Raw genomic sequence first — 23,002 nt, 5'->3', positions numbered from 1 at the left:
AATTAATAGAACAAAATTGCCATATTTGTGTAATATATTAACCGTATTTTTATTCAAACACAATAAAAGGGTTAATTTAAGACATATTTAAGGTAATTTCCTATAGATTTTAAAATTACATTAGGTCTAACTTTGTATAAGTTGTTAAGCTATGAGTACAAGAAAACCGACATTAGAAAAAATCAGTAATGAGTTTGGCAGCTCAATGCGCGTCATTAAAAATGAGGCTTATGTCGGTGAGAAAAAACCGTTTTGGCATTTTCACCCAGAAATTGAGTTGGTCTATGTTAATAAAGGCAGAGGCAAACGGCATATAGGCAATCATTTGTCTTATTTCAATAACAGTATGTTGCTTCTTATAGGCTCCAACCTTCCCCATAATGGCTTTACGGACCGCTTAACCATTAATGGCTCTGAAACTATCGTTCAATTTAGACCAGAATTTTTGGGAGAACATTTTTTTAAGGTACCAGAAATGGAACTCATCAATAACTTATTCGAGCGTGCTAAAAATGGGATATTATTTGGTGTAAAAACAAAGCAGAAAATAGGCCCTAAGATTGAGAAACTCAATCAAAAGGAAGGTTTTAAAAAAATATTGGTATTGCTAGAAGTATTACATGCTTTGGCAAAGGCCAAAGACTATACCGTATTAAATGCTGACAGTTTTACTTTTGAAGCAGAACCACAAGACAGTGCGAAGGTAGATAAGATATTTAAGCATGTTAATGCAAATTTTCAAAACCACATTAGTTTAGACGAAATTGCCGATGTAGTCAGTATGACCGTACCTGCATTTTGTCGTTACTTTAAAAAAGTAACAGGAAAAACATTTACAAAACTCGTAAATGAATATCGCGTGGTTCATGCAACTAAATTATTGTCTGAAAGTCAAATGAGTATTACAGATATTAGTTATGAGTGTGGATTCAATAATTTTTCACACTTCAATAAAATCTTTAAAGAAATTACCGGTAAGAGTGCCTCTAAGTATAGAAGTGAATTAAAAATGATGGTACAATAAATTTTAATAGCAATGTATTATGAAGGATAAAATAGGAACGGCTATTAGCTACTACACAAAACAAGGCGAAGAAATTCTTAAAACGGTCAACTCTAGAAAAGACTTAACACCTGATGAGTTGATTTATTTCGGTGAGGAAATGGCCAAGATAGAGTATAAATTAACCGCACTGGAAGTAGCCAAAGAAAGTTAATTCATTTATTGCCATTCCACTCGGCATAGAATTGCTTAAGAAATTGAAGCATGAATTCATGGCGTTCATGAGCTATTCTACGACCGGTTTTAGTGTTCATCATATCTTTTAGCAGCAACAATTTTTCATAAAAGTGATTAATTGTCGGCCCCTTAGCTGCTTTATATTCAGCTTTGGTCATAGTAAGGTTGGGTTCTATCTCTGGATTATATATCGACCTGTTTTTAAAACCACCATAATTAAAGCATCGAGCTATTCCAATAGCACCAATAGCATCCAAGCGATCAGCATCTTGTACAACTTTCAATTCTATTGAGGAAAATGAAGAGCTCCCGTCGATTGAATTTTTAAAAGACATGTTTTCAATAATTTTTGAGACGTGTTCAATAACTTCGCTATCTACATTATTTTTCAGCAGAAATTCACGTGCTAGTCTCGGTCCAATACGTTCATCACCATTGTGAAATTTTGAGTCTGCAATATCGTGAAGCAATGCAGCTAAGGCTACTACCAATTCATTAACCTCTTCATGTTCTGAAATATGCAAGGCATTTCGATAAACACGTGAGGTATGAAACCAATCATGACCACCTTCAGCATTTCTTAGGATAGACTGCACAAAAGATTTAGTGACATCTATAATAGAATTTGCTTGCATTGAGAATAAATTAGGCGGGCTCTACCCATTTAAATTGAAATGAATTTTCTGGAATTTTCATACGGTCTGCTAATCGAAGCATACGATCGGGAAGTTTCATAAGGTAATCTCTTGCTTTTTCTGCCTCATCGGAAAGGTCAGTTATATTTCCTATGTCCCAGCGATTAATGAGATTCTGCAAAATAGAAACATAATCGGCAGACGTATAAACACCAATGCGTTGGGCAGTATTTGAAAATTCTTCAAAAGCGCTGCTTATTTTATCACCTGATTCTCTCAGAAAATGTGCAGGCATAGTTATTTTTTGTTTCATCATATAGTGAAAAGCCATCATCATTTGGCTAGGATCCACTGCGAAAATACGCTCTACAAATTCCGCATAAGCCTTATGATGACGCATCTCATCGCCAGAAATTATTTTACACATTTTTGCCAGTTGTTTATTACCCTTTTCTTTGGCAAGCTTAGCTACGCGGTTATGGGAAATATAGGTGGCTAGTTCCTGAAAGCTTGTATATACAAAATTTTTATATGGATCGCGGTCCGTACCAATATCGAAGCCATCCGCAATAAGGTATTGGGTCGTTTTTTCAATTTCGCGCATATTTACACGACCAGACAAGTACAAATACTTATTAAGAACATCGCCGTGACGATTTTCTTCAGCCGTCCAATGTCTTACCCATTTAGACCAGCTATTTCGTTCAACTTGGCCAACGCCTTCCACATCCATGAGCCAGGATTCATAGGTTGGTAAGGCCTCCTCTGTAATCATATCGCCAACTAATACTACCCAAAAATCGTAAGGCATCTCTTTAGCCAAAGCTCTAATCTCTTTAACCTCTTCATAAAATTTATCAGTCTCGGAATCTGGAAGAAAATCTGAAGGTTGCCAAATTGTATCTACAGGGATTAAGTATTTTTGTATCAAGCTTTCCACATCCTTTTCAAGATGATTCATAACTTCTAATCGCACGTTTTTCAAGGACATTTTTCAAGGGATTTGAGCAATTAATTTTCAATGGCATCAACAATTGTTTTTTCAACCTCTTCAATTAATTGTTGTTTATCAGTAAAGTTACCCATTTCTAAAGGCTTATGCACTATAAATTTTATATGATTCCCAATACCCATTGGAAACTTTCCATATCGCAGCATTTTCCATGAATTATTTACAGTAATTGGAACAATTAAGGCGGACGGTATTTTTTTTATTAAAATCTCTAAACCTTTCGTCTTAAATGGTCTTGGCCTCCCATCTTTGCTTCTTGTGCCCTCTGGGAAAATAACAGCTGCACGATTGGTTTTTTCAATATAAGCACCAAACTTCATCATATCCGGTAAGGCCTGTCGTGGGTTTTTGCGGTCAATTAAAACTGAGCCACCATGGCGTAAATTATAGGATACACTGGGTATGCCCTTTCCTAACTCTTTCTTACTTACAAATTTTATATGGTGCTGTCGCATATACCACATAATCGGGGAAATATCGTACATACTTTGATGATTGGATACAATAATCAATGGTCTTTCTCGTGTGATGTTGTGAGGATTGCTAAATGTAAAACGTGTTCCTAACACATTTAAACAGCGCATTAAAAAAAACTGCAAATAATCTACAGATATTTTATGGGCTTTGTAACCAAATACATTAAAGCAAAACCATTGAATTGGATGAAAAACAACCAAGGTAGTGCCAAAGCAAATAAAATATAGTACGGTTAATGGATAGGCAATAATCTTTCGCATATGGTAAAAATAAAAAACCACGATGAAAATCGTGGTCTTGATAAAACTAATTCAATGCGATTTAGCAATGCTCATTGTAGGCATCCATCAGATTTTCAGCAATGAGTTCTGCTGGTCGACCTTCTATGTGATGACGCTCTAGCATATGCACTAATTCCCCGTCTTTAAATAAGGCCATACTCGGAGAACTAGGAGGAAAAGGCACCATATAGGATCTCGCCTTATCTGTAGCTTCTCTGTCTACACCTGCAAATACTGTAACTAAATTATCAGGTCGCTTGGTGTTTTGTAGGCTCATCCTAGCGCCGGGTCTGGCGTTTGCAGCTGCACAACCACATACAGAATTTACAACAACTAGCGTTGTGCCTTCCTTCTCTATTGCCTTATCAACAGCTTCGGCAGTATGCAATTCTTCAAAACCAACATTCGTTAAATCTTCTCGCATTGGTTTTACTAATTCAGGTGGATACATATTTATTCTTTTTTAATTATAACTTCCAAAACACAAAGATACCAATTGTGTAACAATTGCCTTATACGATACACTAACAAATAGTATATTTATGCATTTATAAAAACTATAATGAAATGAATTTTGCAAAATGGATTGGTGGAGCTATAGGTTGGTCTTTTGGAGGGCCTATTGGTGCAATAATTGGTTTAGCCTTAGGTAGTCTTGTGGATAATATCGGTGATTCAGATAGGCCTTTAATAGAGGATAGACGAGGTAAAAGGAATAGGCGAAATCCGTATGTAAATAGACCGAGATACCAAAACGCAAAACAAAGACCACAAACCCAATCTGGTGATTTTGAGGTGAGTCTACTGGTATTAGCCTCAATAATAATTAAAGCAGATGGGCAGCAAGATCAGCGCGAACTGGATTTTGTAAGGCAACAATTTAAATCTTTGTATGGTAAAGAGCGTGCTAACCATGCTTTTCAGCTTTTTAAAAGCGTCAGTAAGCAGAACATTTCAATGCGTCAAGTCTGTTTGCAAATAAAACAGATGATGGACCATGCATCACGGCTTCAGTTAATTCATTTTTTATTTGGGATTGCCCGGGCAGACGGCCGGGTATCAGAAACCGAAATTAGGCAAATCTATACCATGTCCGGGTATTTAGGGATTAGCCATAAGGACTTTGATAGCATCAAGGCCATGTTTTATAATACGACGGATAATGCGTATAAAATTTTGGAAATTGACAAATCAGTATCTGATGATGAGGTTAAACGTGCCTATCGTAAAATGGCAAAAAAATACCACCCAGACAGGGTGGTTCATTTAGGTAAAGAACATCAAGAAGGTGCAGAGGAGAAATTTAGGCAAGTTCAAGAGGCCTATGATCATATTCAGGGAGAACGAGGATTTAAGTAATAAAAAAAGTGATTGGTCTAGACCAATCACTTTATATTTTGATTAAGAGTTTTTTACTTTAAACTTTGAGTAATTTTTTTTACGTAATCCTTAGCCGTGGCTCCTGCACTTTCAGGATTGTCAATTTGTGAGGTGACAACAGCTACTAATTGATTCTCACCTTCTTTTTCAAGGTCGTAAACCGTGGTTTCTACGATATAAAGTTTGGATGTACTGGTTGTTGTGGTCTGCTCAACATAATTACCTAAGGTTGGATAGGCCATAGGATGGTAGTAGTACCCACCGAAACCACCGTAGTATCTCGGATAGTATCCATAGTAGGTTCCGCCAGCATAGTAGCCGCCGTCTGTTTGTACTCTTGTCTCTTCTTGATAATCCTTAAGAATCGTTAAAACGACACCATTGAAACCTTCTTTTTTGAGCATTTCCACAATTTTCTTGTTGTTTTCCTCCGAAGGCTTCTCGTTCGGTTTCAATGAGGCAAACTTTGAAAAACTTGAAGTTGCCTTATAGCCTTTTTCTGTCATTTGCTTTACAATTTCATCCTCAAAAGCAATCCGGGCTTGGGTATTTTCTGTCCGAGCAACAACTAAAAAATTATTCTGCTTAATTGTGGAAATGTCATCGCTCTTCCAGGAGTCCATTACTTTTACGGAAGAACAACTTTGACTTAGGAATAAACCGATTAATAAGGCAATGATTAGGGTATTCTTTTCCATTGGTTTAAAAATTTTAAAATATGCTATAAAAATAACCATTATCGAGCATGTATTGATAAAAACCTTTTCTTTTTTAATCAGGCCTATTTAAGGACCATTAAACTAAATTTAGATTAGTCTAAAAATATATTTATATTTGCAGAAATAAAGAATAAGGTGCGTATAAACATTTTCATTTCATTATTCTGTATTAACATTGTATTTGCTCAGGATATCTCAGTTAAGGGAAAGGTTCGTTTTCAGGGCGACCCTATTTCTTATGCATCTTTAAAATTTAAAAACGATGAAAAGACCTACCTTGGCTATTCCGATCAAAATGGAAACTTCAGCATAAATATTCCTTATGGTAATTATCAATTAACGGTTGATGCCTTAGGCTTTAAAGCCAAACATGCTACTATTGTTATAAACAAACAAAACAGGAATAACCTTAACATTGAATTAGTTGAAGATTTATTAGGGTTAGATGAAGTCGTTGTAAGTGCAACTCGAAATCGAGTTAATAAGAAAGAAGCGCCAATTATCGTAAATACTTTAGGTGAAAAGCTCATTAATGCTACCCAGTCATTAGTGGTTTCAGAAAGTTTAAATTATACGCCTGGGGTACGTGTGGAGAACAACTGTCAGAATTGCGGTTTTACTCAGGTGCGACTAAATGGTCTAGATGGTAGCTACTCTCAAATATTGGTTAATAGTCGCGCCGTATTTAGCGCGTTGAACAGTGTTTATGGGTTAGAGCAAATTCCGGCCCAAATTATAGATAGGGTGGAAATTGTACGCAGTGGTGGTTCTGCACTTTTTGGTTCTAATGCCATCGCAGGTACAGTAAACATTATTACCAAAGACCCTGTGCTAAATACTTGGGAAGTTGGAAGTTATATGGGTTTAGTGGATGGAGATACGCCTGACAGGGTTCTAAAATTTAATGCCTCAATAGTGTCGGACGATTTAAGAAGTGGAGCTACCTTTTACGGGACCCACAGAGACCGAGATGAATGGGATGCCAATAATGATGGATTTACGGAATTGGTGGAATTAAGAAATACCACATTTGGAACAAAGTTCTATTATAAACCGACAGACAGAAGTCGCATCACAGTAGATGCGACGGTATTGAATGAATATCGCCGTGGAGGAGACCGTTTGGATTTAGCACCTCATTTAACAGATATCACTGAAGAATTAACGCACAACACTATAATGGGTGGTATTAGTTATGATTTTAATAATGAGGCTAATTCTAGTTACTATTCTATTTATAGTTCTGTTCAATATACGGATAGGGATAGTTATTACGGTGGCCTTGGAGGGGGAAGAACTCAGCAAGATAGCCTTACGGCTTTAAATGCTTATGGTACTACTAAAGATTTGGCCATAGCAACTGGATTTCAATTTACAAGGCAGTTTAAACGCGATATTCTTACGGCAGGAGCGGAGCATAATGTCAGTCGGACTGAAGACAATATCCTTGGGTATAATCGTCTCATAGATCAAGATGTAAATGCTTCGGGCGTGTATGCCCAATATGAATGGAAACCCAATAGGAGGTTTTCGGCTTTAATCGGTTCACGTTTGGATTATATCAACGTTGATGGCACATATCGTGTAGGCAACATAGAACGTGGTGTAGATATTTCACAAGCTACTATAAACCCCAGAATGACTTTAGCATATCAAATTACTGAAGACTTAAAATTCAGAGGTGGATATGCTAGAGGTTTTAGAGCGCCACAGGCATTTAATGAAGATTTACATATTTCATCAGTCGGAGGTGAACCACAATTTGTGATTCTATCAAATGATTTAGAAGCTGAATACTCTAACGCGTTCACAGGGTCCTTTAATTTTACCAAAGATTTTAATACTACACAGACTAATTTTCTGTTGGAAGGGTTTTATACCAATTTAGAAAATCCCTTTACCCTGGTGAGCACAGGCGCACAACTTCCTAACGGGTCAATAGTTGAAGAGGTGCGAAATGGCGAAGGCGCGTTGGTATACGGTGCCAATATTGAGCTTGGTGTATCCCCTTCAAAAAAGTGGTTGTTTCAGGTGGGCGGAACCTTACAACGTTCGGCATATAAAGAGGAGCAGGTCTTGTTTGAAGCAGACGGCTCAAACCCAAACGAATTGGATATATTAATATCAGAATTTGTAAGAAATCCAGATGTTTACGGTTATCTAAATACCAACTGGACACCGAATGAAACCTACAGTATATCAGTAACAGGAACCTATACCGGACCAATGATAGTGCCCCTTGTCATTAGTGATTCTGGATTTTTACAATTGAATAAGAGTCAAGCGTTTTTTGATTTGAATATTAATGCTGAAACCCATTTTGATGTATCCAAGGATTTTAGCGTTACCCTAAATGCAGGTGTAAAAAATCTCTTCAATAGTTTTCAAGACGATTTTGATATTGGTCCAATGCGCGACTCAGATTACGTATATGGGCCAGCAATGCCACGAACGTTTTTTATTGGTCTAACCATTGGAAAATTGCACTAATGACTAAGATATCTATAATCGTATTCGTATTTACAATGTCTTTGGGTTTTGCCCAAAAGAAAGAGTTGACATGGCTAAGCTTTGAAGAACTTGAGCAGGCACTTATTGTGCAACCTAAAAAAGTGATGATTCACTTTTACGCGGATTGGTGCGTATATTGTAAGAAAATGGATGAGGCTGTTTTTACAAAGCCCGAAATTATGCAAGAGCTTGAAGGCAACTATTATGCGGTTCGGTTTAATGTTGAGACTAAGGACACCATAAGTTTTGGGGGAAAGTATTTCACGAACAAAAATATTGGTAAAAAGCGATTGGCTTTTCATCAGATACCAGAGTTGTTGGCTGGTAGAAAAAATAGAAATATAGAACTACCGGCAACTGTCATTCTTGACAAGAAATTTAATGTAGAGCAACGATTTTATCGCTATATTCCACCTAAGGAAATGCTCGCTATTTTGAAAAGTAAGTAAAATGCTAATCACATTAACGGAGGAGAATTATTTAAAAGCTATTTATCATCTGGGTCAAAAAAGTGACAAGGAGATTAGTACAAATGCCATTGCCGAAAAAATTGAAGCAAAGGCATCATCTGTAACAGATATGCTAAAGAAATTAGCCGATAAAAAACTTATTAGCTATAGAAAATATAAGGGTGTTACACTAACTGAAAAAGGGCGCTTAACGGCGGTAGATATTATCAGAAAACACAGGCTTTGGGAAGTGTTTTTGGTTGATAAGCTCAACTTTTCCTGGGATGAAGTACATGAAGTCGCAGAGCAATTAGAACATATAAAGTCGCCTAAATTAATTAATGAATTAGATGCTTATTTGGACTTTCCAACCCATGATCCTCACGGAGACCCCATTCCTGACAAAAATGGACAAATTCAGAGAACCGATAAAATTACCTTGTCTCAAGCAGTTATAAATCAAACCTATATTTGTGTAGGCGTTATTGATTCAAGTTCAGATTTTTTAAAATATCTAGATAAATACAATATTGGCATTGGTTCTGAAATTACGGTGTTGGAAAGAGAAGAGTTCGATCAATCCATCACTATTGAAATTAAAGGTAAGACTGTGGTAATGTCTAAGATTATTAGTACTAATATTTACGTCAAAAAGAATATATAATTATGGATGCTGTAATTGAATTTTTTGAATCTATTGATCCAGTAATGGGCGCTTTACTTGCCTCATTATTTACGTGGGTAGTTACCGCGGCAGGGGCTTCTCTTGTTTTTCTTTTAAGAGGAATGAATCGGGCATTGCTAGATGGTATGTTGGGTTTTACAGGTGGCGTAATGGTAGCAGCTAGCTTTTGGAGTTTGTTAGCACCAGGCATCGAAATGAGTGAGGGCGAGGGTTTTATTAAAGTAATACCAGCAGTTGTTGGTTTTTCACTAGGAGCTCTTTTCATATTTGGTTTAGATAAAGTTTTGCCCCATCTTCATATCAATTTTAAGGAAGATGAAAAAGAAGGCGTTAAGACGCCTTGGCGCAGAACGACACTATTGGTTCTGGCCATTACACTTCACAATATTCCTGAAGGACTTGCAGTTGGGGTGCTTTTTGGTGGTGTAGCTGTCGGGATTCCAGAAGCCACCATTGGTGGTGCCGTAGCATTGGCATTAGGAATTGGAATTCAGAATTTCCCGGAAGGTCTTGCAGTATCTATGCCACTTCGCAGACACGGGGTAAGTAAACTAAAGAGTTTTTGGTATGGCCAATTATCGGCTACAGTAGAACCAATTGCTGCTGTGGTAGGAGCGGTTGCCGTAACCTTTTTTCAGCCCGTATTGCCATATGCATTAGCCTTTGCAGCAGGAGCTATGATATTCGTTGTAGTTGAAGAGGTGATTCCAGAAACTCAACGCGATAAATATACAGATGTTGCCACACTAGGATTTATAGGTGGATTTATAGTTATGATGACTTTAGATGTAGGTTTGGGATAGGCCTTAATGACAACCACAGTTAGTGTCGTCACAAGAGTTAGAAGCTTTTTTACGTGGCCACCAGATAAAGGTCTTAAAAAGGAATAACACAGCTATGGCTAAGGCTAAAAAGGCTAATATGTTCTGTATAAACATGTGTTATCTATTTTAGTAATTGATAAGCTGCTAAAGCTACAATATAGGCAAAACCACTCATTATTACGAGTTGTAAGAATGGCCATTTCCAACTATTTGTTTCGCGTTTCACTATGGCCAATGTACTCATACACTGCATAGCAAAGGCATAAAACAGTAACAACGAAATACCTGAGGCTAAATTGAAAAGTGGACCGCCCAGTATGGGATTTACCTCACCTGCCATTCTGTTTTTAATGGTATCTTCCTCATCGCTACCTACACTGTATATTGTCGCTAATGTCCCAACAAAGACCTCTCTTGCGGCAAAGGAACTTACAATGGCAATACCAATTTTCCAATCGTAACCAAGAGGCTGTATAGCTGGCTCAATAGCCCTACCCGTAATACCAATAAAGGAATGTTCTAATTTATGTGATGCTATTTTTTGTTGTAGCTCCGCTTCTGATAAATTGGCTGTTGCGTATTGTTCAGTTACAATAGTTTCAGCGTTATTAAATGCTTCACCTGGCCCATAAGAAGCTAAAAACCACAATACAATTGAAATTGCTAAAATGATTTTACCAGCTCCGAACACAAATGCTTTGGTTTTTTCCACAACAGTCAAGGCCACATTTCTGGGTAATGGTAATTTGTAATTTGGCATTTCAATCACAAAAAAGGACTTGCTTTTTATTTTTAAAATCTTATTGAGCAAATAAGCAGACCCCACTGCAGTGGCAAAACCAATTAAATATAAAAGCATCAGCGTTAAAGCTTGATAACTCAACCCAATAAATCGCCCTTCTGGTATAACAAGGGCAATAATAATGAGATACACAGGTAGGCGTGCTGAACAAGTTGTGAATGGCGTAACCAAAATAGTGATTAAACGCTCCTTCCAACTCTCAATGTTACGTGTCGCCATTATTGCCGGAATTGCACAAGCGGTACCTGAAATTAATGGCACAACACTTTTTCCGCTTAGCCCGAACTTGCGCATAATACGGTCCATTAAAAATACCACTCGACTCATGTAGCCGCTTTCTTCGAGGATAGAAATAAACAAAAACAGGAAGGCAATCTGCGGGATGAAAATTACGATACCTCCCAAACCAGGGATAATACCTTCAGTAATTAAACTTGAAAAGGGCCCCTCAGGCAATACCGATTTAGCCCATTCGCTTAATGAAGCAAACGTACTATCTATAAAATCCATTGGTACTTCAGCCCAATCATATATAGCTTGGAAAATGGTTAAAAGGATTATACCAAATATTAAATAGCCCCAAACCTTATGGGTAAGAATTCTATCTAATTTTATCCTCAAGTCTTTGGCTGTTTTGAGATCTATGGTCTGCCCTTCTTTAAGGATTTCATTGATAAACTGATAGCGCTTAATCGTTTCGCGCTGCTGAAGTCGTTTTAAATCTGACTTAGATTTTATTTTGAAATCAGCGACTGATTCATACGTATTTCTGTCAACTTTGCCAAAGTTAACATCTTGTGTAATCACTAACCAAAGCTTATAAAGTAATTGATTAGGGAAGGCTTTTCTGAGACCATCAAAATATGCCTTATCAATTTCTGATGCTTGTAGACAAGGTTTGGTATTTAAATTTTTAAAATTGGCAATTAAGTCTTTTAGCTCATTAATGCCCTTATTTTTTCTTGTGCTTACTAAAGCAATTTTAGTCTCTAGCTTCTGCTCTAAAAAGTCAATATTTAGCGAAATTCCTTTGTAAGCCATTCGGTCTGACATATTTATGACTAAGATGGTTGGAATTTCTAAATCTTTAATTTGCGTAAAAAGCAGGAGGTTACGCTTTAAATTTTCAACATCACTTACCACTACAGCGACATCAGGAAAGTCCTTGTCATTTTTATTCAGCAATAATTCAATGACCACATTTTCGTCTAGGGAAGATGCGTTGAGACTGTAAGTTCCTGGTAAGTCAATAATATGGGCCTTAACGCCTCTAGGCAACTTGCAGATACCTTCTTTTTTCTCTACCGTAATTCCTGGGTAATTACCTACCTTTTGATTGAGACCTGTTAGTGCGTTAAACACCGAGGTTTTTCCCGTATTTGGGTTTCCTATTAGAGCTACATTAATCTGTTTACTCATCCGTAGTCTCAATTATTATGTGCATGGCCGTTTCTTTGCGAATGGCAAGATGAGATCCATTGATGTTAAGATACATAGGGTCAGCAAAAGGAGCTACTTGTACTAATTCTGCGGAATTACCTGGTAAACAGCCCATTTCCAAAAGCTTTAATGGAATGTATACGGAGGATACATCCTTGATAATAGCCTTTTGTCCACGTCTTAATTCCGCTAAAGTCACTCTTAAGTTTATTTAGATTAATTTTAAAAAAGCAAAAATACGTTAAAATCGTAAAGGGTAAAAATCAATCGTTGAAGAATTTACGATTCTGCTTTTAGCCTACTAATATCTTCCAAAAGTCGCTCAATATCATCTGGGTTGGTGCCATCATAAAAACCTCTAATTTGCCTTTTTTTATCTATAAGCATGAAGTTTTCTGTATGAATCATATCGTACTCATCGCCATTACCGTCTGTTTTTACTGCTAAGTAACTTTTCCGGGCCAATTCATATATCTGCTTTTTATCTCCTGTTACCAGATTCCATTTTCTATCTATTACTCCTTTTTCTTTTGCATATTTTTTTAATTGGGCTACACTATCAATTGTCGGTGTTACAGAATGTGAAAGTAGCATCACCTCGTCATCATTAATGATTTCTTTCTGTATTTGGTACATATGGTCCGTCATAATTGGGCATATGGTCTGGCAGGTTGTGAAAAAGAAATCTGCCACATATATTTTATCCTTGTAGCTGTCTTGTGTTACCGTCTCACCGTTTTGGTTTATTAAACTGAAATCTGCGATAGTGTGGTATTTTATTTTGTGTTGAATAGCACTATCTACCAATTCTTCACTAACCATAGCAGGTTGATATATGGGTAAGGGTTGCTTTACATTTAAGATATTATAAATAATCGCGATTATAATAATGCAAAGGATAGAGAAAAAAATCCCGAAGTTTCTGTACCCTTTAAAGAAAGAAATAAACGACATAAATATTCCTATAATTCAGAATGCAAAATTACAATACAGGTCGGTTTTCAAGAATATTTTTAACACAATAGTTGGGGATACTTTTTGAGAACCATAAAAGGGTGTTAAAAAAGAAATGATAACAAATACATTTATTTTCTAAGTTACCTGAAAACCTTACTTTTGTCAACTGAAATTTGAAAAGACTACATGGAATTTGTAATAAAAATATCCCAATTTTTGCTGAGTTTATCCTTGCTTATCGTTTTGCATGAACTCGGACATTTTATACCAGCAAAATTGTTTAAGACTAAAGTTGAGAAGTTTTACCTGTTTTTTGATGTTAAATTTTCCTTGTTCAAAAAGAAAATTGGTGAGACTGTTTATGGAATAGGCTGGTTGCCTTTGGGAGGATACGTTAAGATTGCCGGGATGATTGATGAGAGTATGGATAAGGAACAAATGGCACAACCTCCTAAACCATGGGAATTTCGTTCTAAGCCCGCATGGCAGCGACTTATTATTATGTTGGGTGGTGTAACAGTCAATTTTATTTTAGCCTATATTATATATGTGGCTATGTCATTTGCCTATGGGGATTCAGACGTTAAGGTAGAGAGCTTAAAAGATGGTTATTGGATCGATAACCCTGTGCTGGAAGATTTAGGCTTCAAAACTGGGGACAAGGTTTTGGCCATAAATGATATTCCAATTGTTAATAATTCAGATATTGGTTTTAATCTTATCAGTGCGCAATCCATAAAGATTGAGCGCGATGGTCAAGAGAAAGTTATTAATTTACCTGAAGACTTTTTAGGGAAGTATTCAGATAGCCGTAGCAAGAAAAATTTCGAATATCGTATTCCTTTTATGGTGGGTGAAGTCGCAGACAGTTCCCTAAATACCAATAAAGGGTTGAAAATGGGTGATATCATCACTAAAATTAATGGCAAGGAGCTTAAATATTTTGATCAACTTGAGGCTTTAACTTCTGGATTGGAAGGACAGACCGTAGCTGCTGAAATACTTAAGGAGGATAATACCGTTGAATCTATTGAATTAACTCTCGATGAAGAAGGTAAATTTGGAATCAGGCCTTATTACAATCCGGTTCGTTTTGACGAGTTGGGCTATTATGATATTTTTAGAAAGGAGTACACCTTTGGAGAAAGCTTTGGTGCTGGCTGGACTAAATTTACCAAAACCATCAGTAATTACGGGGACCAATTAGCAGCTATCTTTAATCCTAGCACTGGGGCCTACAAAGGACTTGGTGGATTTAAAGCCATTTATGATCAGTTTTCTCCTGTGTGGAGCTGGCCTTATTTTTGGGGATTGACTGCCTTTTTATCCATTATGCTGGCTATACTGAATCTGCTTCCGATTCCTGCCTTGGACGGAGGTCATGTCATGTTTTTATTATTTGAGATTATTTCAGGCAAAAAGCCAAGCGAAAAGTTTTTAGAGCGCGCACAGGTTATAGGATTTTTCATTTTAATCGCCTTAGTCTTATTTGCAAATGGCAACGATATTTTTAAGGCCATTACGAATTAAGAATTGTGTAACGAGGCATCATATTTTTAATGTTTCTTTTGGGAGAGATTAAAAAAATAATTTATATTTGCGCTCGCTAAAGCGAAAACATCTTCCTCAGTAGCTCAGTTGGTTAGAGCATCTGACTGTTAATCAGAGGGTCGCTGGTTCGAGCCCAGCCTGAGGAGCTAAGCAATAAACAACCACTCTTACCGGAGTGGTTTTTTTGTTTTAGCACAGCCGTGCACAACGTTCGTTCTAGACAAAACTGAAACTGGCCTAGTTCGAGAAGCAAAATAAGCCACAATTTCTATTGGTTTAATAGTATATGTATTAAGTCCTATTTTTTTCCCTCGAATATGATTTTTGTTTGCATCAAAAGTTAGTATTTTTAAATGTTATATCTGCAATGATAAAATCTAATAAATCCGCAATCGATAAATTAACTGCACTTTGGGCTTTAAATGAGTCGGGCTTAGGTGGTTTTATGCACATATTTAACACCCCGTTTACAGGTTTAATCGTAGGTGGCCTTTCTATATTATTTATTAGTTTAATAGCGTATTATGCTGATAATAAAGCACAATCTATTTTCAAAGCACTGGTTGTGGTTTTAATTATCAAAATGGCTGTTAGCCCTTATTCGCCGCTTGGGGCCTATGTCGCTGTGAGCTTCCAAGGCGCACTAGGAATATTACTCTTTTCTAATTTTTCCTGGAAAGGGTTGACCTTGGTGGCCTTAGGGGTCTTAACGTTTTTAGAATCTGCTTTACAGAAATTGCTAATTCTAACTATTATATATGGTACCGAATTATGGGAAGCCATAAATATATACGGACAATGGGTACAAAAGAAAATCGATGTATTTATAGATAGTTCTGCTTCAAGTCTGCTCATTACCATTTACCTTTCGGTCTATGGGTTGTCAGGTATCGTCGCTGGGTTATTTATTAAAAGTATTATTAAAATAATAGCAGAAAAAGAAGAGGAAGACTTTTATCTTGAAGTTAAAGATAAAAAAACGTTGCAATCAAAATCAAAAGGAACTTTCAAAGCAAAGCTCATATGGATATGGTTGGCTACGGTTTCTATAATTGTCTTATCATTCACTTTCTTTGGAGATACAACTTTCGGTTGGCAAAAGGGGGTGTATGTCTTATTTAGAAGTTTATTGATTATAATGTTTTGGTACGTAGTCATTGGTCCGTTTTTACTCAGGATGATGCGCCGATATCTTGAGAAAAAAGAATCATTATACAAAGATGATGTTGCTAATGCCATGGACCTACTTCCTTACTTTAGGCAAATTATTCGTCATACCTGGAAAGAAACGAAGCACTTAAAAGGCTATAACCGTTTTAAATATTTTATAGCCAATAGTATTTCTAATTGTATTCATTTTAAAGCCTGATCGGAAAAAATGATTTATTTACTTACAGGTCCTATTAGATCAGGAAAAACAAATACGCTACAAAAGTGGATCCAGTATAGGAGCGATGTGGATGGTCTGCTCTGTCCTGACGACAACCAAGGAAAACGGTACTTTTTTGAGATAAAGACGGCTAAGCGCTTTAAACTTGAAATAGATAGGGATAACAACCATGATACTATTGTAATAGGGCCTTTTACATTTCTCAATTCTGCTTTTAATAGGGCTAATACTTATTTATTGAAAGCGGCCAAGGATACAAATGTGAACTACTTTGTTATTGATGAGATTGGCAAATTAGAGTTAAAAAATATGGGATTACATGAATCAGCCGAACACATCATCGCTGCACATAAGAAAGGCTCCAATACACATTTGGTTTTAGTGGTCCGTGACACCTTGTTAGAACAAGTGATAGCCCACTACAATATCACCAATTATCAAACCATTACAACCAAAGATTTGCAAACTAACTTACCTTAAGCTTGTATATCCGTTTTACGCTGTTTAAGAGAGTTTATAAAAGGCTGTTGTAATATGCGTTGACCAGTGGCGGCTTTAATAGCATTTGCAAGGGCACCACCAGCTGGAGGCAAGCCAGGTTCTCCCAATCCTGTGGGAGAGATATTACTATCAACAAAATGGGTTTCTACTATTGGTGTATCCTTCATTCTGATGAGCTGATAGGTGTTAAAATTAGAATCCTGAGGAGTTCCATTTTCAAATGAAAAATCACCAAACATGGCGTGGCCAATGCCATCTAGGACACCACCTTCTATTTGATTTTTGGCACCAGTAGGATTAACCACAATTCCGCAATCAACGGCTACCGTCACCTTTTCTAGTTTGGGCATGCCATTATTCATGGTAATATCAACCACTTCGGCAACATGGGTATTATGACTGAAATAGGAGGCAAAACCTTGAAAGGTGTCGCTATCTGTTTTGCCCCAATTGCTCTTCTCAGCGGCAAGTTTAATGACCTGAGTCATGCGTTTGGATGAATATTTTTCAGGGTCATTTTGATCAGGTACTTTTTTAAGTAAATCGAGACGTAATTGAATAGGGTCTTTTTCTAAAGTCAATGCCAATTCATCGAAAAAACTTTGTTCTGCAAAAGCCAGGAAGTTGGTATAAGGGGCTCGCCAGGCACCCGTAGAGATATTACTACTAAAATTACCGGTTTCTACCTTATAATTGTCAATAGCACCAGCAGGGAAATAGTTGGCAATAGCATTCCACATATTACCATTAACTGCAGCTTCTATAAGATGGTAGCCAGTAATCTCACCATCTTTAATAGAAGCTTTAATACGGTATTTAGAAGCTGGTCGATAGGTCCCAGCAGTCATATCATCCTCACGGGAATAAATGACTTTTATAGGCTGCTTCGTGATATTTGATATTTCTGCGGCTTCTACGACAAAATCACCGTAGAGACGACGACCAAATCCACCACCCATACGGGTCATTTCCAAATGGATGTCATCGGCATTTCTGTTTAAGAGTTTTGCTACGTATTGTGCCGTGCGTTCTGGTGTTTGAATGGGGCCAACCAAATGAATCTTGTCTTCTGTGACATTAGCATAAAAGTTCATAGGTTCCATACAATTATGAGGGAGGAAAGGTGCTTCATAGGTCCGCTCAATAATTTTATCTGCCTCCTCAAAGGCGTTTTTGATATTACCATCCTCACGTCGTGTCTCTAAACCTTTGCCATCTAGTACTTCGAACAAAGCCTCATTGTGGAGGGCTGTGTTTTCGGGTTTGCTATCGGTAACCCATTCTACCTTTACAGCTTGTTTGCCTTTCATAGCTGCCCAGGTATTATCTGCTAAAACAGCAACCTTATCGCCAAACTGAATTACCTCAGTTACCCCATTGACCAATTTTGCGGCCGTACCGTCAAATGATTTAATTTTTTGTCCGAAAGCCGGTGGGCGGCATACGCAAACATATTTCATGCCATCGACCTTGTAGTCTAACCCAAATAAAGGAACGCCTCGTATAATTTTATCCATATCTACGTTAATGGCATCCTTTCCAATTATATTATAGTCCTCTGGCGATTTTAAGGAGACATCTTCTGGAACTTCTAGCGTTGCTGCATCGTTAACCACATCCCCATAGGTTAGTTCTTCGCCCTTTGAATTTGTTATAATTCCATTGGAAGCCTTGCATGCAGAGACGTCTACGCCCCATTTATTGGCTGCGGCAGTCATTAGCATAAGTTTTGCCGTGGCTCCGGTTTGGCGCAGGGCGTCCCAACCAAATCTAATAGATTGACTACCACCTGCCACTTGTCTTGTAAAATTCTTAGTATCTAAAGCACCTTGCTCCACAGTCACGTGATTCCAGGGGACATCAAGTTCTTCGGCAATAATCATAGGCATGGAGGTTTTTACACCTTGGCCAATTTCTGGATTAGGCGAAAAAATAGTGACGTAGCCATTTTCTGCAATTTTTATAAAGGCATTAAAATCTTGAAAATTGAGTTTAGAGACATCTACTGGCGGTGCCACAGCCTCTTTACACGAACTGAAGAAATTAAAACCAATTAAAATTCCACCACCAGCAAGTGCTGAGGTTTTCATAAAATTTCGTCTACTAAAGGTGGTTCGATCTTGTTTTTTCATGATGTTTTTCGCTTATGACATTTTTTTTGCAGCTAGGGCAACCGCCTTTTCAATTCTGTTATAACTGGCACATCTACAGAGATTACCATTCATGGCATTGCGTATTTCCTCGGTACTGGGATTAGGATTCTGTTTCAAAAAAGACGTGGCCGTCATAATTTGACCTGCTTGGCAATAGCCACATTGGGGCACGTCTAATTCTTTCCATGCTTCTTGTACGGGATGCAGTTTTTCTTCACCTAAGCCCTCAATTGTTGTAATTTCTACTGACTCTGCACTAGAAACTGGGGTCACACAGCTGCGCATGGCCATGCCATTGAGGTGTACAGTGCAAGATCCACACGAGGCGATACCACATCCAAATTTTGTTCCCATCAAATTAAGTTCGTCTCTAAGCACCCATAATAAAGGTGTGTCTGCATCGACATCGACGGTAACTTTTTTCCCGTTTACGTTTAAGTTGAAAATAGCCATGTATCTAAATTTATTAGCTAAAGTTAACTAATATTTATGGATCTTTAGATAATTAGAAAATTTTTAAAGGTTTCAAAGTTATAGAGTTAGGAGATTTAACTCCTATAAGGATTTGAGATAGTCCTCGTAATCTTGGATAGTGTCAATATCAAATAATTGTGAATGCTTAATCTGTACAATCTGATGATATCTTGAATTTAGAAAATCTTTAGCCCCCTTGTCTCCCTTTAATTGCTTCAATCCTTCAAAGAATCTTTTTGGAAAAACAGCGGGTACGCCTAGGGAATTTGGGTAAGCAGTTGCACTTATCTGGGAAGGGTGATTTTCAAAAGAACTCAAGAGTTGATTTAAATGGGAAGTGCTTATTTTGGGCTGATCGGCGAGCATTATTAAAAGGCCTTCACAGTTTGTTTTCTCTAGATAATTAACACCTTCAATAATACTTGTGCTTAGACCATGTTCAAAATTTGAATTTTCTAGCAATTTGACAGAATTAGATGGAATAGAGGCTTTAATTTTATACCTATAGGCACCGATTACACAAATAACATCTGAACAGTTAGACGCAAGAGCTGTATCGATAGCACTATTTAATAAGGTTTTGTGTTTTATAGGTAACAGCTGTTTAGGCCGACCCATTCTAGAAGATTTTCCTGCTGCCAAAATTAAAATAGCAGTTTTCATTTTGAGACGGGTTGCTTTGAAACTTCTCTTAGGGATTTAGGTTTAATTCCTCTGTAAACCGAAAGTATTTCAGACATAATGGATAAGGCGATTTCTTCTGGTGTTATAGCTCCAATATTTAAACCTGCCGGGCTGTAGATATGCTCTAGAATTGAGTCGTCGAAGTTGGGAACATGGTCATAGACGTCACTAATAAGTTTTTCGCGACGATGGGCCGAGCCTAATATCCCTATGTAATTTGGTTTATACGTTTTTAATTTTATTAGATATTTTAAATCTTGTGCGTAGTTATGGTTCATAAGAACAACTGCAGTTTCAGAATCGATTTTTAAATCTAAAATATCAGGCGTTTGTGCTGTCACCGATGCTGCTCCAGGAAAATCTGCCAAGGATTTAGGGTCTTTTACTGAAGTAATGATATCGACCTCCCAGCCCAATAAACTGGCCATACTACATAATTTTACTGCATCATGTTCCCCTCCAAAAATGAGGAGTTTAAAACAGGGTTCCAATTTTTGTACAAATTCTTTGAGTTGGGCATCTTTATCTACAGATAAACCGTCACGAAACGAGAATTTAAGGTCGTCCTTAAACTCAATGATGGAGCCAAGGTTCTCTGCAGAAACGTCTTCACTTTTGAAATAAGATTTTATAATAAAACTATTTCGGTTTTCTAAGCAACCTAAAAAAGTATTTAAGACTTGATCAGTTATAAAAAAAGGCTCTATGAGTATGTATAATAACCCTTCACAGCCTAATCGATATCGTCCGTCGTAAGTCATTATTTTCGGTATTCCACTTTTAAATACCGATGAGGATTGATGATATATTTCGCGTTCAATACAGCCTCCACTTACCGCACCTGTCATTTTACCATCTTCGGTAATGAGCATACGCACACCGGGTTTGCGATAAGATGAGCCTTCTAAATGAACAACGCTTGCCAAGACACTTTTAACGCCATTTTTTTGGTAGCCCACTGCTTTGTTGAGTATATGCTTAAACTCGTGCGTCATATAAATAATTAATTCTTAACGGATCAATTGTTGTTACAATCTAATTCAAGATACATTTCATACTATGCTTAAGTAGGTCTTTCAAAGATAATGAAGATAGGCTAAGTTGCCGACTTCCAATTAAAATAATGACGTACTACGTTTTTGGTTCTGTTTTTTTAAATTAAGACTCATATTTTAGACGCAGCTTGTGGATCATTTCTGTGGTCATAGCATCTAAATCGAATCGGTGACTCCAGTTCCAATCCGTTCTAGCGACGCTATCATCAATAGAAGATGGCCAACTATCGGCTATGGCTTGTCTAAAATCTGGATTGTAAGTTATTTCAAATTCTGGAATGTAGTTTTTTATGCTCTCAAACACGTCTTGAGGTGTGAAACTTATAGCTGCTAGGTTATAGGCGGAGCGAATACTTAATTTTTCAGAAGGAGCATCCATAAGTTCCAAGGTTGCCCTAATGGCGTCTTCCATAAAAATCATCGGTAATTCACTGTCCTTAGATAAGAAACAATTGTAATGCCCATTCGTAATGGCTTTATGATAAATATCTACAGCGTAATCAGTTGTTCCTCCACCTGGTAATGCTTTGTGGCTAATAATACCTGGGTATCTAATACTGCGCACATCTACTCCTAATTTATTATGATAATATTCACACCAGCGTTCACCGACCTGTTTGGTAATACCGTACACCGTTGTGGGTTCGCAAACGGTATGCTGTGGGGTATTTATTTTAGGTGTTGTTGGACCAAAAACAGCAATGCTCGATGGCCAAAATATACGTTCAATAACCTTGTCTTTCGCTAAATTAAGGACATGGAATAAAGAATTCATATTTAGGTCCCATGCTTCCATGGGGTATTTTTCACCTGTAGCACTGAGGAGTGCCGCCATAAGGTAAACCGTTTTAACTTTATAATTTTTGCAGCAGTCCCTTATGGCATTAAAATTTTTTGCATCAATAATTTCAAACGGCCCTGAGTTCACAAGCTCTAGGTTTCTGGTGTTAATGTCACTTGCAATGACATTTTCCTTACCGTGAAGTTCTCTTAACTTCATTGTTAATTCTGTACCTATTTGACCGCAGGCACCAATGATTAAAATTTTAGGTGTCATGTTTTGATATTATATTATCTTCAAAAATAATGAGAAATCAACAAGATTCTTGTCATAATCTCAAAGAAATAAAATTCATTTTATGAATTTAACAATGACGAATAAGTATATACTTTAATTGCCAAATAATAGTTTAATTATATTTACAGAGAAAATATTTCAAATGACTATGGTACGTGTCCTTTTGGTAGTAAGTTTTTTAGTGTTGGTAGCTTGTGATGAGAATGCAAAATCTAATGAACGCGATGAAACGGTCAAATCTCAAGACCTAACGAAAATTAATGCCAAAGCGATTGAAAGTTTAAACTATACGGATTATGCACTCAGTGAAGATGCAGAAACTATTGTCAACCCATGGGAAAAATACCAAGAACTGACCATACAGATCAATTACCTGAAAAAAGGCGATCTATCTTTTTTCAATGGCGACAAAGCGCTATTGGTCGATTTTATAAAGGAATTCAAAGATAACATTCCAGAAAGTTTACAGACGCGACCCATTTCATCTAGAGTTACCCTTCTTGAAACCTTTATATTAAAGCTAAATGACGATTTAACCTTAAGTAATATTAAAGTCGAGGATAAATTAGAGAGCATAAAGGCGGTATTAGAGTCCTTTTCGAACCTTAATTTTCAAATCAATAAAAAATTGGAGCGAGATCTTTTTGATAGTATCAAACCAGAGTGAGATGTAACATTTTAAGACTCTCAAAGTCTAATATATA

24 protein-coding genes and 1 tRNA gene are annotated in these 23,002 nt (G+C 37.0%); 12 read left to right on the top strand and 13 right to left on the bottom strand.

Translation table 11 applies throughout. From position 1 onward, the window contains the following. Positions 1-151 precede the first annotated feature (151 nt). Entirely contained in the window at positions 152-1,024 is an 873-nt protein-coding gene (locus CA834_RS01105) for an AraC family transcriptional regulator (RefSeq protein ID WP_094966815.1), read from the top strand. Positions 1,025-1,043: 19 nt separating this feature from the next. Continuing rightward, on the top strand, positions 1,044-1,217 hold the full coding sequence (locus CA834_RS14600; protein WP_165764733.1) for a hypothetical protein: 174 nt from the start codon (positions 1,044-1,046) through the stop codon (positions 1,215-1,217). 1 nt (position 1,218) lies between these two features. Here CA834_RS14600 and CA834_RS01100 read toward each other — a convergent pair whose 3' ends face one another. The 4 genes from CA834_RS01100 to CA834_RS01085 all read right to left on the bottom strand — a co-directional run bounded on the left by CA834_RS01100 (position 1,219) and on the right by CA834_RS01085 (position 4,096). Next, a complete protein-coding gene (locus tag CA834_RS01100) occupies positions 1,219-1,875 on the bottom strand; it encodes an HD domain-containing protein (RefSeq protein ID WP_094966814.1) in 657 nt (218 codons plus the stop codon). 10 nt (positions 1,876-1,885) lie between these two features. Further along, positions 1,886-2,866 (bottom strand): acyl-ACP desaturase, encoded by a 981-nt coding sequence (locus CA834_RS01095; protein WP_094966813.1) that lies wholly within the window; start codon positions 2,864-2,866, stop codon positions 1,886-1,888. A gap of 20 nt (positions 2,867-2,886) precedes the next feature. After that, a complete protein-coding gene (locus CA834_RS01090) occupies positions 2,887-3,624 on the bottom strand; it encodes a lysophospholipid acyltransferase family protein (protein WP_094966812.1) in 738 nt (245 codons plus the stop codon). Positions 3,625-3,685: 61 nt separating this feature from the next. Then, positions 3,686-4,096, bottom strand: coding sequence for a BrxA/BrxB family bacilliredoxin (locus tag CA834_RS01085; RefSeq protein WP_094966811.1), 411 nt, complete (start codon positions 4,094-4,096; stop codon positions 3,686-3,688). Positions 4,097-4,212: 116 nt separating this feature from the next. Here CA834_RS01085 and CA834_RS01080 point away from each other — a divergent pair, with 116 nt between their 5' ends. Continuing rightward, on the top strand, positions 4,213-5,004 hold the full coding sequence (locus CA834_RS01080; protein WP_094966810.1) for a TerB family tellurite resistance protein: 792 nt from the start codon (positions 4,213-4,215) through the stop codon (positions 5,002-5,004). 53 nt (positions 5,005-5,057) lie between these two features. On the opposite strand, the gene CA834_RS01075 is transcribed toward CA834_RS01080, so the two are convergent. Continuing rightward, complete coding sequence (locus tag CA834_RS01075) at positions 5,058-5,723, bottom strand: hypothetical protein (RefSeq protein WP_133085441.1); 666 nt, start codon at positions 5,721-5,723, stop codon at positions 5,058-5,060. Positions 5,724-5,879: 156 nt separating this feature from the next. Between CA834_RS01075 and CA834_RS01070 the strand changes: the two genes are divergently transcribed. The 4 genes from CA834_RS01070 to CA834_RS01055 are packed head-to-tail and all read left to right on the top strand — an operon-like array spanning position 5,880 to position 10,192. Continuing rightward, positions 5,880-8,234 (top strand): TonB-dependent receptor, encoded by a 2,355-nt coding sequence (locus tag CA834_RS01070; protein ID WP_094966808.1) that lies wholly within the window; start codon positions 5,880-5,882, stop codon positions 8,232-8,234. After that, positions 8,234-8,704, top strand: a complete 471-nt coding sequence (locus CA834_RS01065) for a thioredoxin family protein (RefSeq protein WP_094966807.1) — start codon at positions 8,234-8,236, stop codon at positions 8,702-8,704. Before CA834_RS01070 ends, CA834_RS01065 begins: the two co-directional genes overlap by 1 nt. A 1-nt stretch (position 8,705) precedes the next feature. Continuing rightward, a complete protein-coding gene (locus tag CA834_RS01060) occupies positions 8,706-9,368 on the top strand; it encodes a metal-dependent transcriptional regulator (RefSeq protein ID WP_094966806.1) in 663 nt (220 codons plus the stop codon). 2 nt (positions 9,369-9,370) lie between these two features. Beyond that, on the top strand, positions 9,371-10,192 hold the full coding sequence (locus CA834_RS01055; protein WP_206186834.1) for a ZIP family metal transporter: 822 nt from the start codon (positions 9,371-9,373) through the stop codon (positions 10,190-10,192). Between the two features lie 142 nt (positions 10,193-10,334). Here CA834_RS01055 and feoB read toward each other — a convergent pair whose 3' ends face one another. The 3 genes from feoB to CA834_RS01035 all read right to left on the bottom strand — a co-directional run bounded on the left by feoB (position 10,335) and on the right by CA834_RS01035 (position 13,409). Then, positions 10,335-12,434 (bottom strand): ferrous iron transport protein B, encoded by a 2,100-nt coding sequence (gene feoB / locus CA834_RS01045; RefSeq protein ID WP_094966803.1) that lies wholly within the window; start codon positions 12,432-12,434, stop codon positions 10,335-10,337. Further along, complete coding sequence (locus tag CA834_RS01040; protein WP_206186833.1) at positions 12,427-12,654, bottom strand: FeoA family protein; 228 nt, start codon at positions 12,652-12,654, stop codon at positions 12,427-12,429. The genes feoB and CA834_RS01040 overlap by 8 nt, the downstream gene beginning before the upstream one ends. 80 nt (positions 12,655-12,734) lie before the next feature. Then, positions 12,735-13,409 carry an SCO family protein gene (locus CA834_RS01035; RefSeq protein WP_094966801.1) on the bottom strand — a complete coding sequence of 225 codons (675 nt, stop codon included), beginning with the start codon at positions 13,407-13,409 and terminating at the stop codon, positions 12,735-12,737. A gap of 189 nt (positions 13,410-13,598) precedes the next feature. Here CA834_RS01035 and rseP point away from each other — a divergent pair, with 189 nt between their 5' ends. The 4 genes from rseP to CA834_RS01015 all read left to right on the top strand — a co-directional run bounded on the left by rseP (position 13,599) and on the right by CA834_RS01015 (position 16,833). Further along, positions 13,599-14,942: an RIP metalloprotease RseP gene (gene rseP / locus CA834_RS01030; RefSeq protein WP_094966800.1), complete on the top strand. Its 1,344-nt coding sequence runs from the start codon at positions 13,599-13,601 to the stop codon at positions 14,940-14,942. Positions 14,943-15,035: 93 nt separating this feature from the next. Then, positions 15,036-15,109: transfer RNA gene (locus CA834_RS01025), tRNA-Asn, on the top strand. Positions 15,110-15,330: 221 nt separating this feature from the next. Beyond that, positions 15,331-16,332 carry a hypothetical protein gene (locus tag CA834_RS01020; RefSeq protein WP_094966799.1) on the top strand — a complete coding sequence of 334 codons (1,002 nt, stop codon included), beginning with the start codon at positions 15,331-15,333 and terminating at the stop codon, positions 16,330-16,332. Positions 16,333-16,341: 9 nt separating this feature from the next. Beyond that, positions 16,342-16,833, top strand: a complete 492-nt coding sequence (locus CA834_RS01015; protein WP_094966798.1) for a nucleoside-triphosphatase — start codon at positions 16,342-16,344, stop codon at positions 16,831-16,833. Here the strand turns inward: CA834_RS01015 and CA834_RS01010 are convergent. From CA834_RS01010 to CA834_RS00990, 5 genes are all read right to left on the bottom strand, one after another. After that, positions 16,830-18,986 carry a xanthine dehydrogenase family protein molybdopterin-binding subunit gene (locus tag CA834_RS01010; RefSeq protein ID WP_094966797.1) on the bottom strand — a complete coding sequence of 719 codons (2,157 nt, stop codon included), beginning with the start codon at positions 18,984-18,986 and terminating at the stop codon, positions 16,830-16,832. The genes CA834_RS01015 and CA834_RS01010 overlap by 4 nt on opposite strands. A 12-nt stretch (positions 18,987-18,998) precedes the next feature. Then, complete coding sequence (locus CA834_RS01005) at positions 18,999-19,460, bottom strand: (2Fe-2S)-binding protein (protein ID WP_094966796.1); 462 nt, start codon at positions 19,458-19,460, stop codon at positions 18,999-19,001. 102 nt (positions 19,461-19,562) lie between these two features. Beyond that, positions 19,563-20,144, bottom strand: coding sequence for a nucleotidyltransferase family protein (locus CA834_RS01000; RefSeq protein WP_094966795.1), 582 nt, complete (start codon positions 20,142-20,144; stop codon positions 19,563-19,565). Beyond that, a complete protein-coding gene (locus tag CA834_RS00995; protein WP_094966794.1) occupies positions 20,141-21,160 on the bottom strand; it encodes an XdhC family protein in 1,020 nt (339 codons plus the stop codon). The genes CA834_RS01000 and CA834_RS00995 overlap by 4 nt, the downstream gene beginning before the upstream one ends. A gap of 163 nt (positions 21,161-21,323) precedes the next feature. Then, the gene (locus CA834_RS00990) at positions 21,324-22,277 is read right to left on the bottom strand and encodes an NAD-dependent epimerase/dehydratase family protein (RefSeq protein WP_094966793.1); all 954 of its coding nucleotides are present in this window, start codon (positions 22,275-22,277) and stop codon (positions 21,324-21,326) included. A 169-nt stretch (positions 22,278-22,446) separates the two neighbouring features. On the opposite strand from CA834_RS00990, the gene CA834_RS00985 reads away from it, so the two are divergent. Then, positions 22,447-22,965 carry a hypothetical protein gene (locus CA834_RS00985; RefSeq protein ID WP_133085440.1) on the top strand — a complete coding sequence of 173 codons (519 nt, stop codon included), beginning with the start codon at positions 22,447-22,449 and terminating at the stop codon, positions 22,963-22,965. Positions 22,966-23,002 lie beyond the last annotated feature (37 nt).

This window comes from Winogradskyella aurantia (genome assembly GCF_002266855.1).
Lineage (GTDB): Bacteria > Bacteroidota > Bacteroidia > Flavobacteriales > Flavobacteriaceae > Winogradskyella > Winogradskyella aurantia.
The sequence above is the reverse complement of the archived record's forward strand: the minus strand, read 5'-3'. Positions and strand labels throughout refer to the sequence as shown.

Coding starts and splice junctions, on each gene's coding strand:
- CA834_RS01105 (WP_094966815.1), top strand. CDS start 152: ATGAGTACAAGAAAACCGACATTAGAAAAAATCAGTAATGAGTTTGGC.
- CA834_RS14600 (WP_165764733.1), top strand. CDS start 1,044: ATGAAGGATAAAATAGGAACGGCTATTAGCTACTACACAAAACAAGGC.
- CA834_RS01100 (WP_094966814.1), bottom strand. CDS start 1,875: ATGCAAGCAAATTCTATTATAGATGTCACTAAATCTTTTGTGCAGTCT.
- CA834_RS01095 (WP_094966813.1), bottom strand. CDS start 2,866: ATGTCCTTGAAAAACGTGCGATTAGAAGTTATGAATCATCTTGAAAAG.
- CA834_RS01090 (WP_094966812.1), bottom strand. CDS start 3,624: ATGCGAAAGATTATTGCCTATCCATTAACCGTACTATATTTTATTTGC.
- CA834_RS01085 (WP_094966811.1), bottom strand. CDS start 4,096: ATGTATCCACCTGAATTAGTAAAACCAATGCGAGAAGATTTAACGAAT.
- CA834_RS01080 (WP_094966810.1), top strand. CDS start 4,213: ATGAATTTTGCAAAATGGATTGGTGGAGCTATAGGTTGGTCTTTTGGA.
- CA834_RS01075 (WP_133085441.1), bottom strand. CDS start 5,723: ATGGAAAAGAATACCCTAATCATTGCCTTATTAATCGGTTTATTCCTA.
- CA834_RS01065 (WP_094966807.1), top strand. CDS start 8,234: ATGACTAAGATATCTATAATCGTATTCGTATTTACAATGTCTTTGGGT.
- CA834_RS01060 (WP_094966806.1), top strand. CDS start 8,706: ATGCTAATCACATTAACGGAGGAGAATTATTTAAAAGCTATTTATCAT.
- CA834_RS01055 (WP_206186834.1), top strand. CDS start 9,371: ATGGATGCTGTAATTGAATTTTTTGAATCTATTGATCCAGTAATGGGC.
- feoB (WP_094966803.1), bottom strand. CDS start 12,434: ATGAGTAAACAGATTAATGTAGCTCTAATAGGAAACCCAAATACGGGA.
- CA834_RS01035 (WP_094966801.1), bottom strand. CDS start 13,409: ATGTCGTTTATTTCTTTCTTTAAAGGGTACAGAAACTTCGGGATTTTT.
- rseP (WP_094966800.1), top strand. CDS start 13,599: ATGGAATTTGTAATAAAAATATCCCAATTTTTGCTGAGTTTATCCTTG.
- CA834_RS01020 (WP_094966799.1), top strand. CDS start 15,331: ATGATAAAATCTAATAAATCCGCAATCGATAAATTAACTGCACTTTGG.
- CA834_RS01015 (WP_094966798.1), top strand. CDS start 16,342: ATGATTTATTTACTTACAGGTCCTATTAGATCAGGAAAAACAAATACG.
- CA834_RS01010 (WP_094966797.1), bottom strand. CDS start 18,986: ATGAAAAAACAAGATCGAACCACCTTTAGTAGACGAAATTTTATGAAA.
- CA834_RS01005 (WP_094966796.1), bottom strand. CDS start 19,460: ATGGCTATTTTCAACTTAAACGTAAACGGGAAAAAAGTTACCGTCGAT.
- CA834_RS01000 (WP_094966795.1), bottom strand. CDS start 20,144: ATGAAAACTGCTATTTTAATTTTGGCAGCAGGAAAATCTTCTAGAATG.
- CA834_RS00995 (WP_094966794.1), bottom strand. CDS start 21,160: ATGACGCACGAGTTTAAGCATATACTCAACAAAGCAGTGGGCTACCAA.
- CA834_RS00990 (WP_094966793.1), bottom strand. CDS start 22,277: ATGACACCTAAAATTTTAATCATTGGTGCCTGCGGTCAAATAGGTACA.
- CA834_RS00985 (WP_133085440.1), top strand. CDS start 22,447: ATGGTACGTGTCCTTTTGGTAGTAAGTTTTTTAGTGTTGGTAGCTTGT.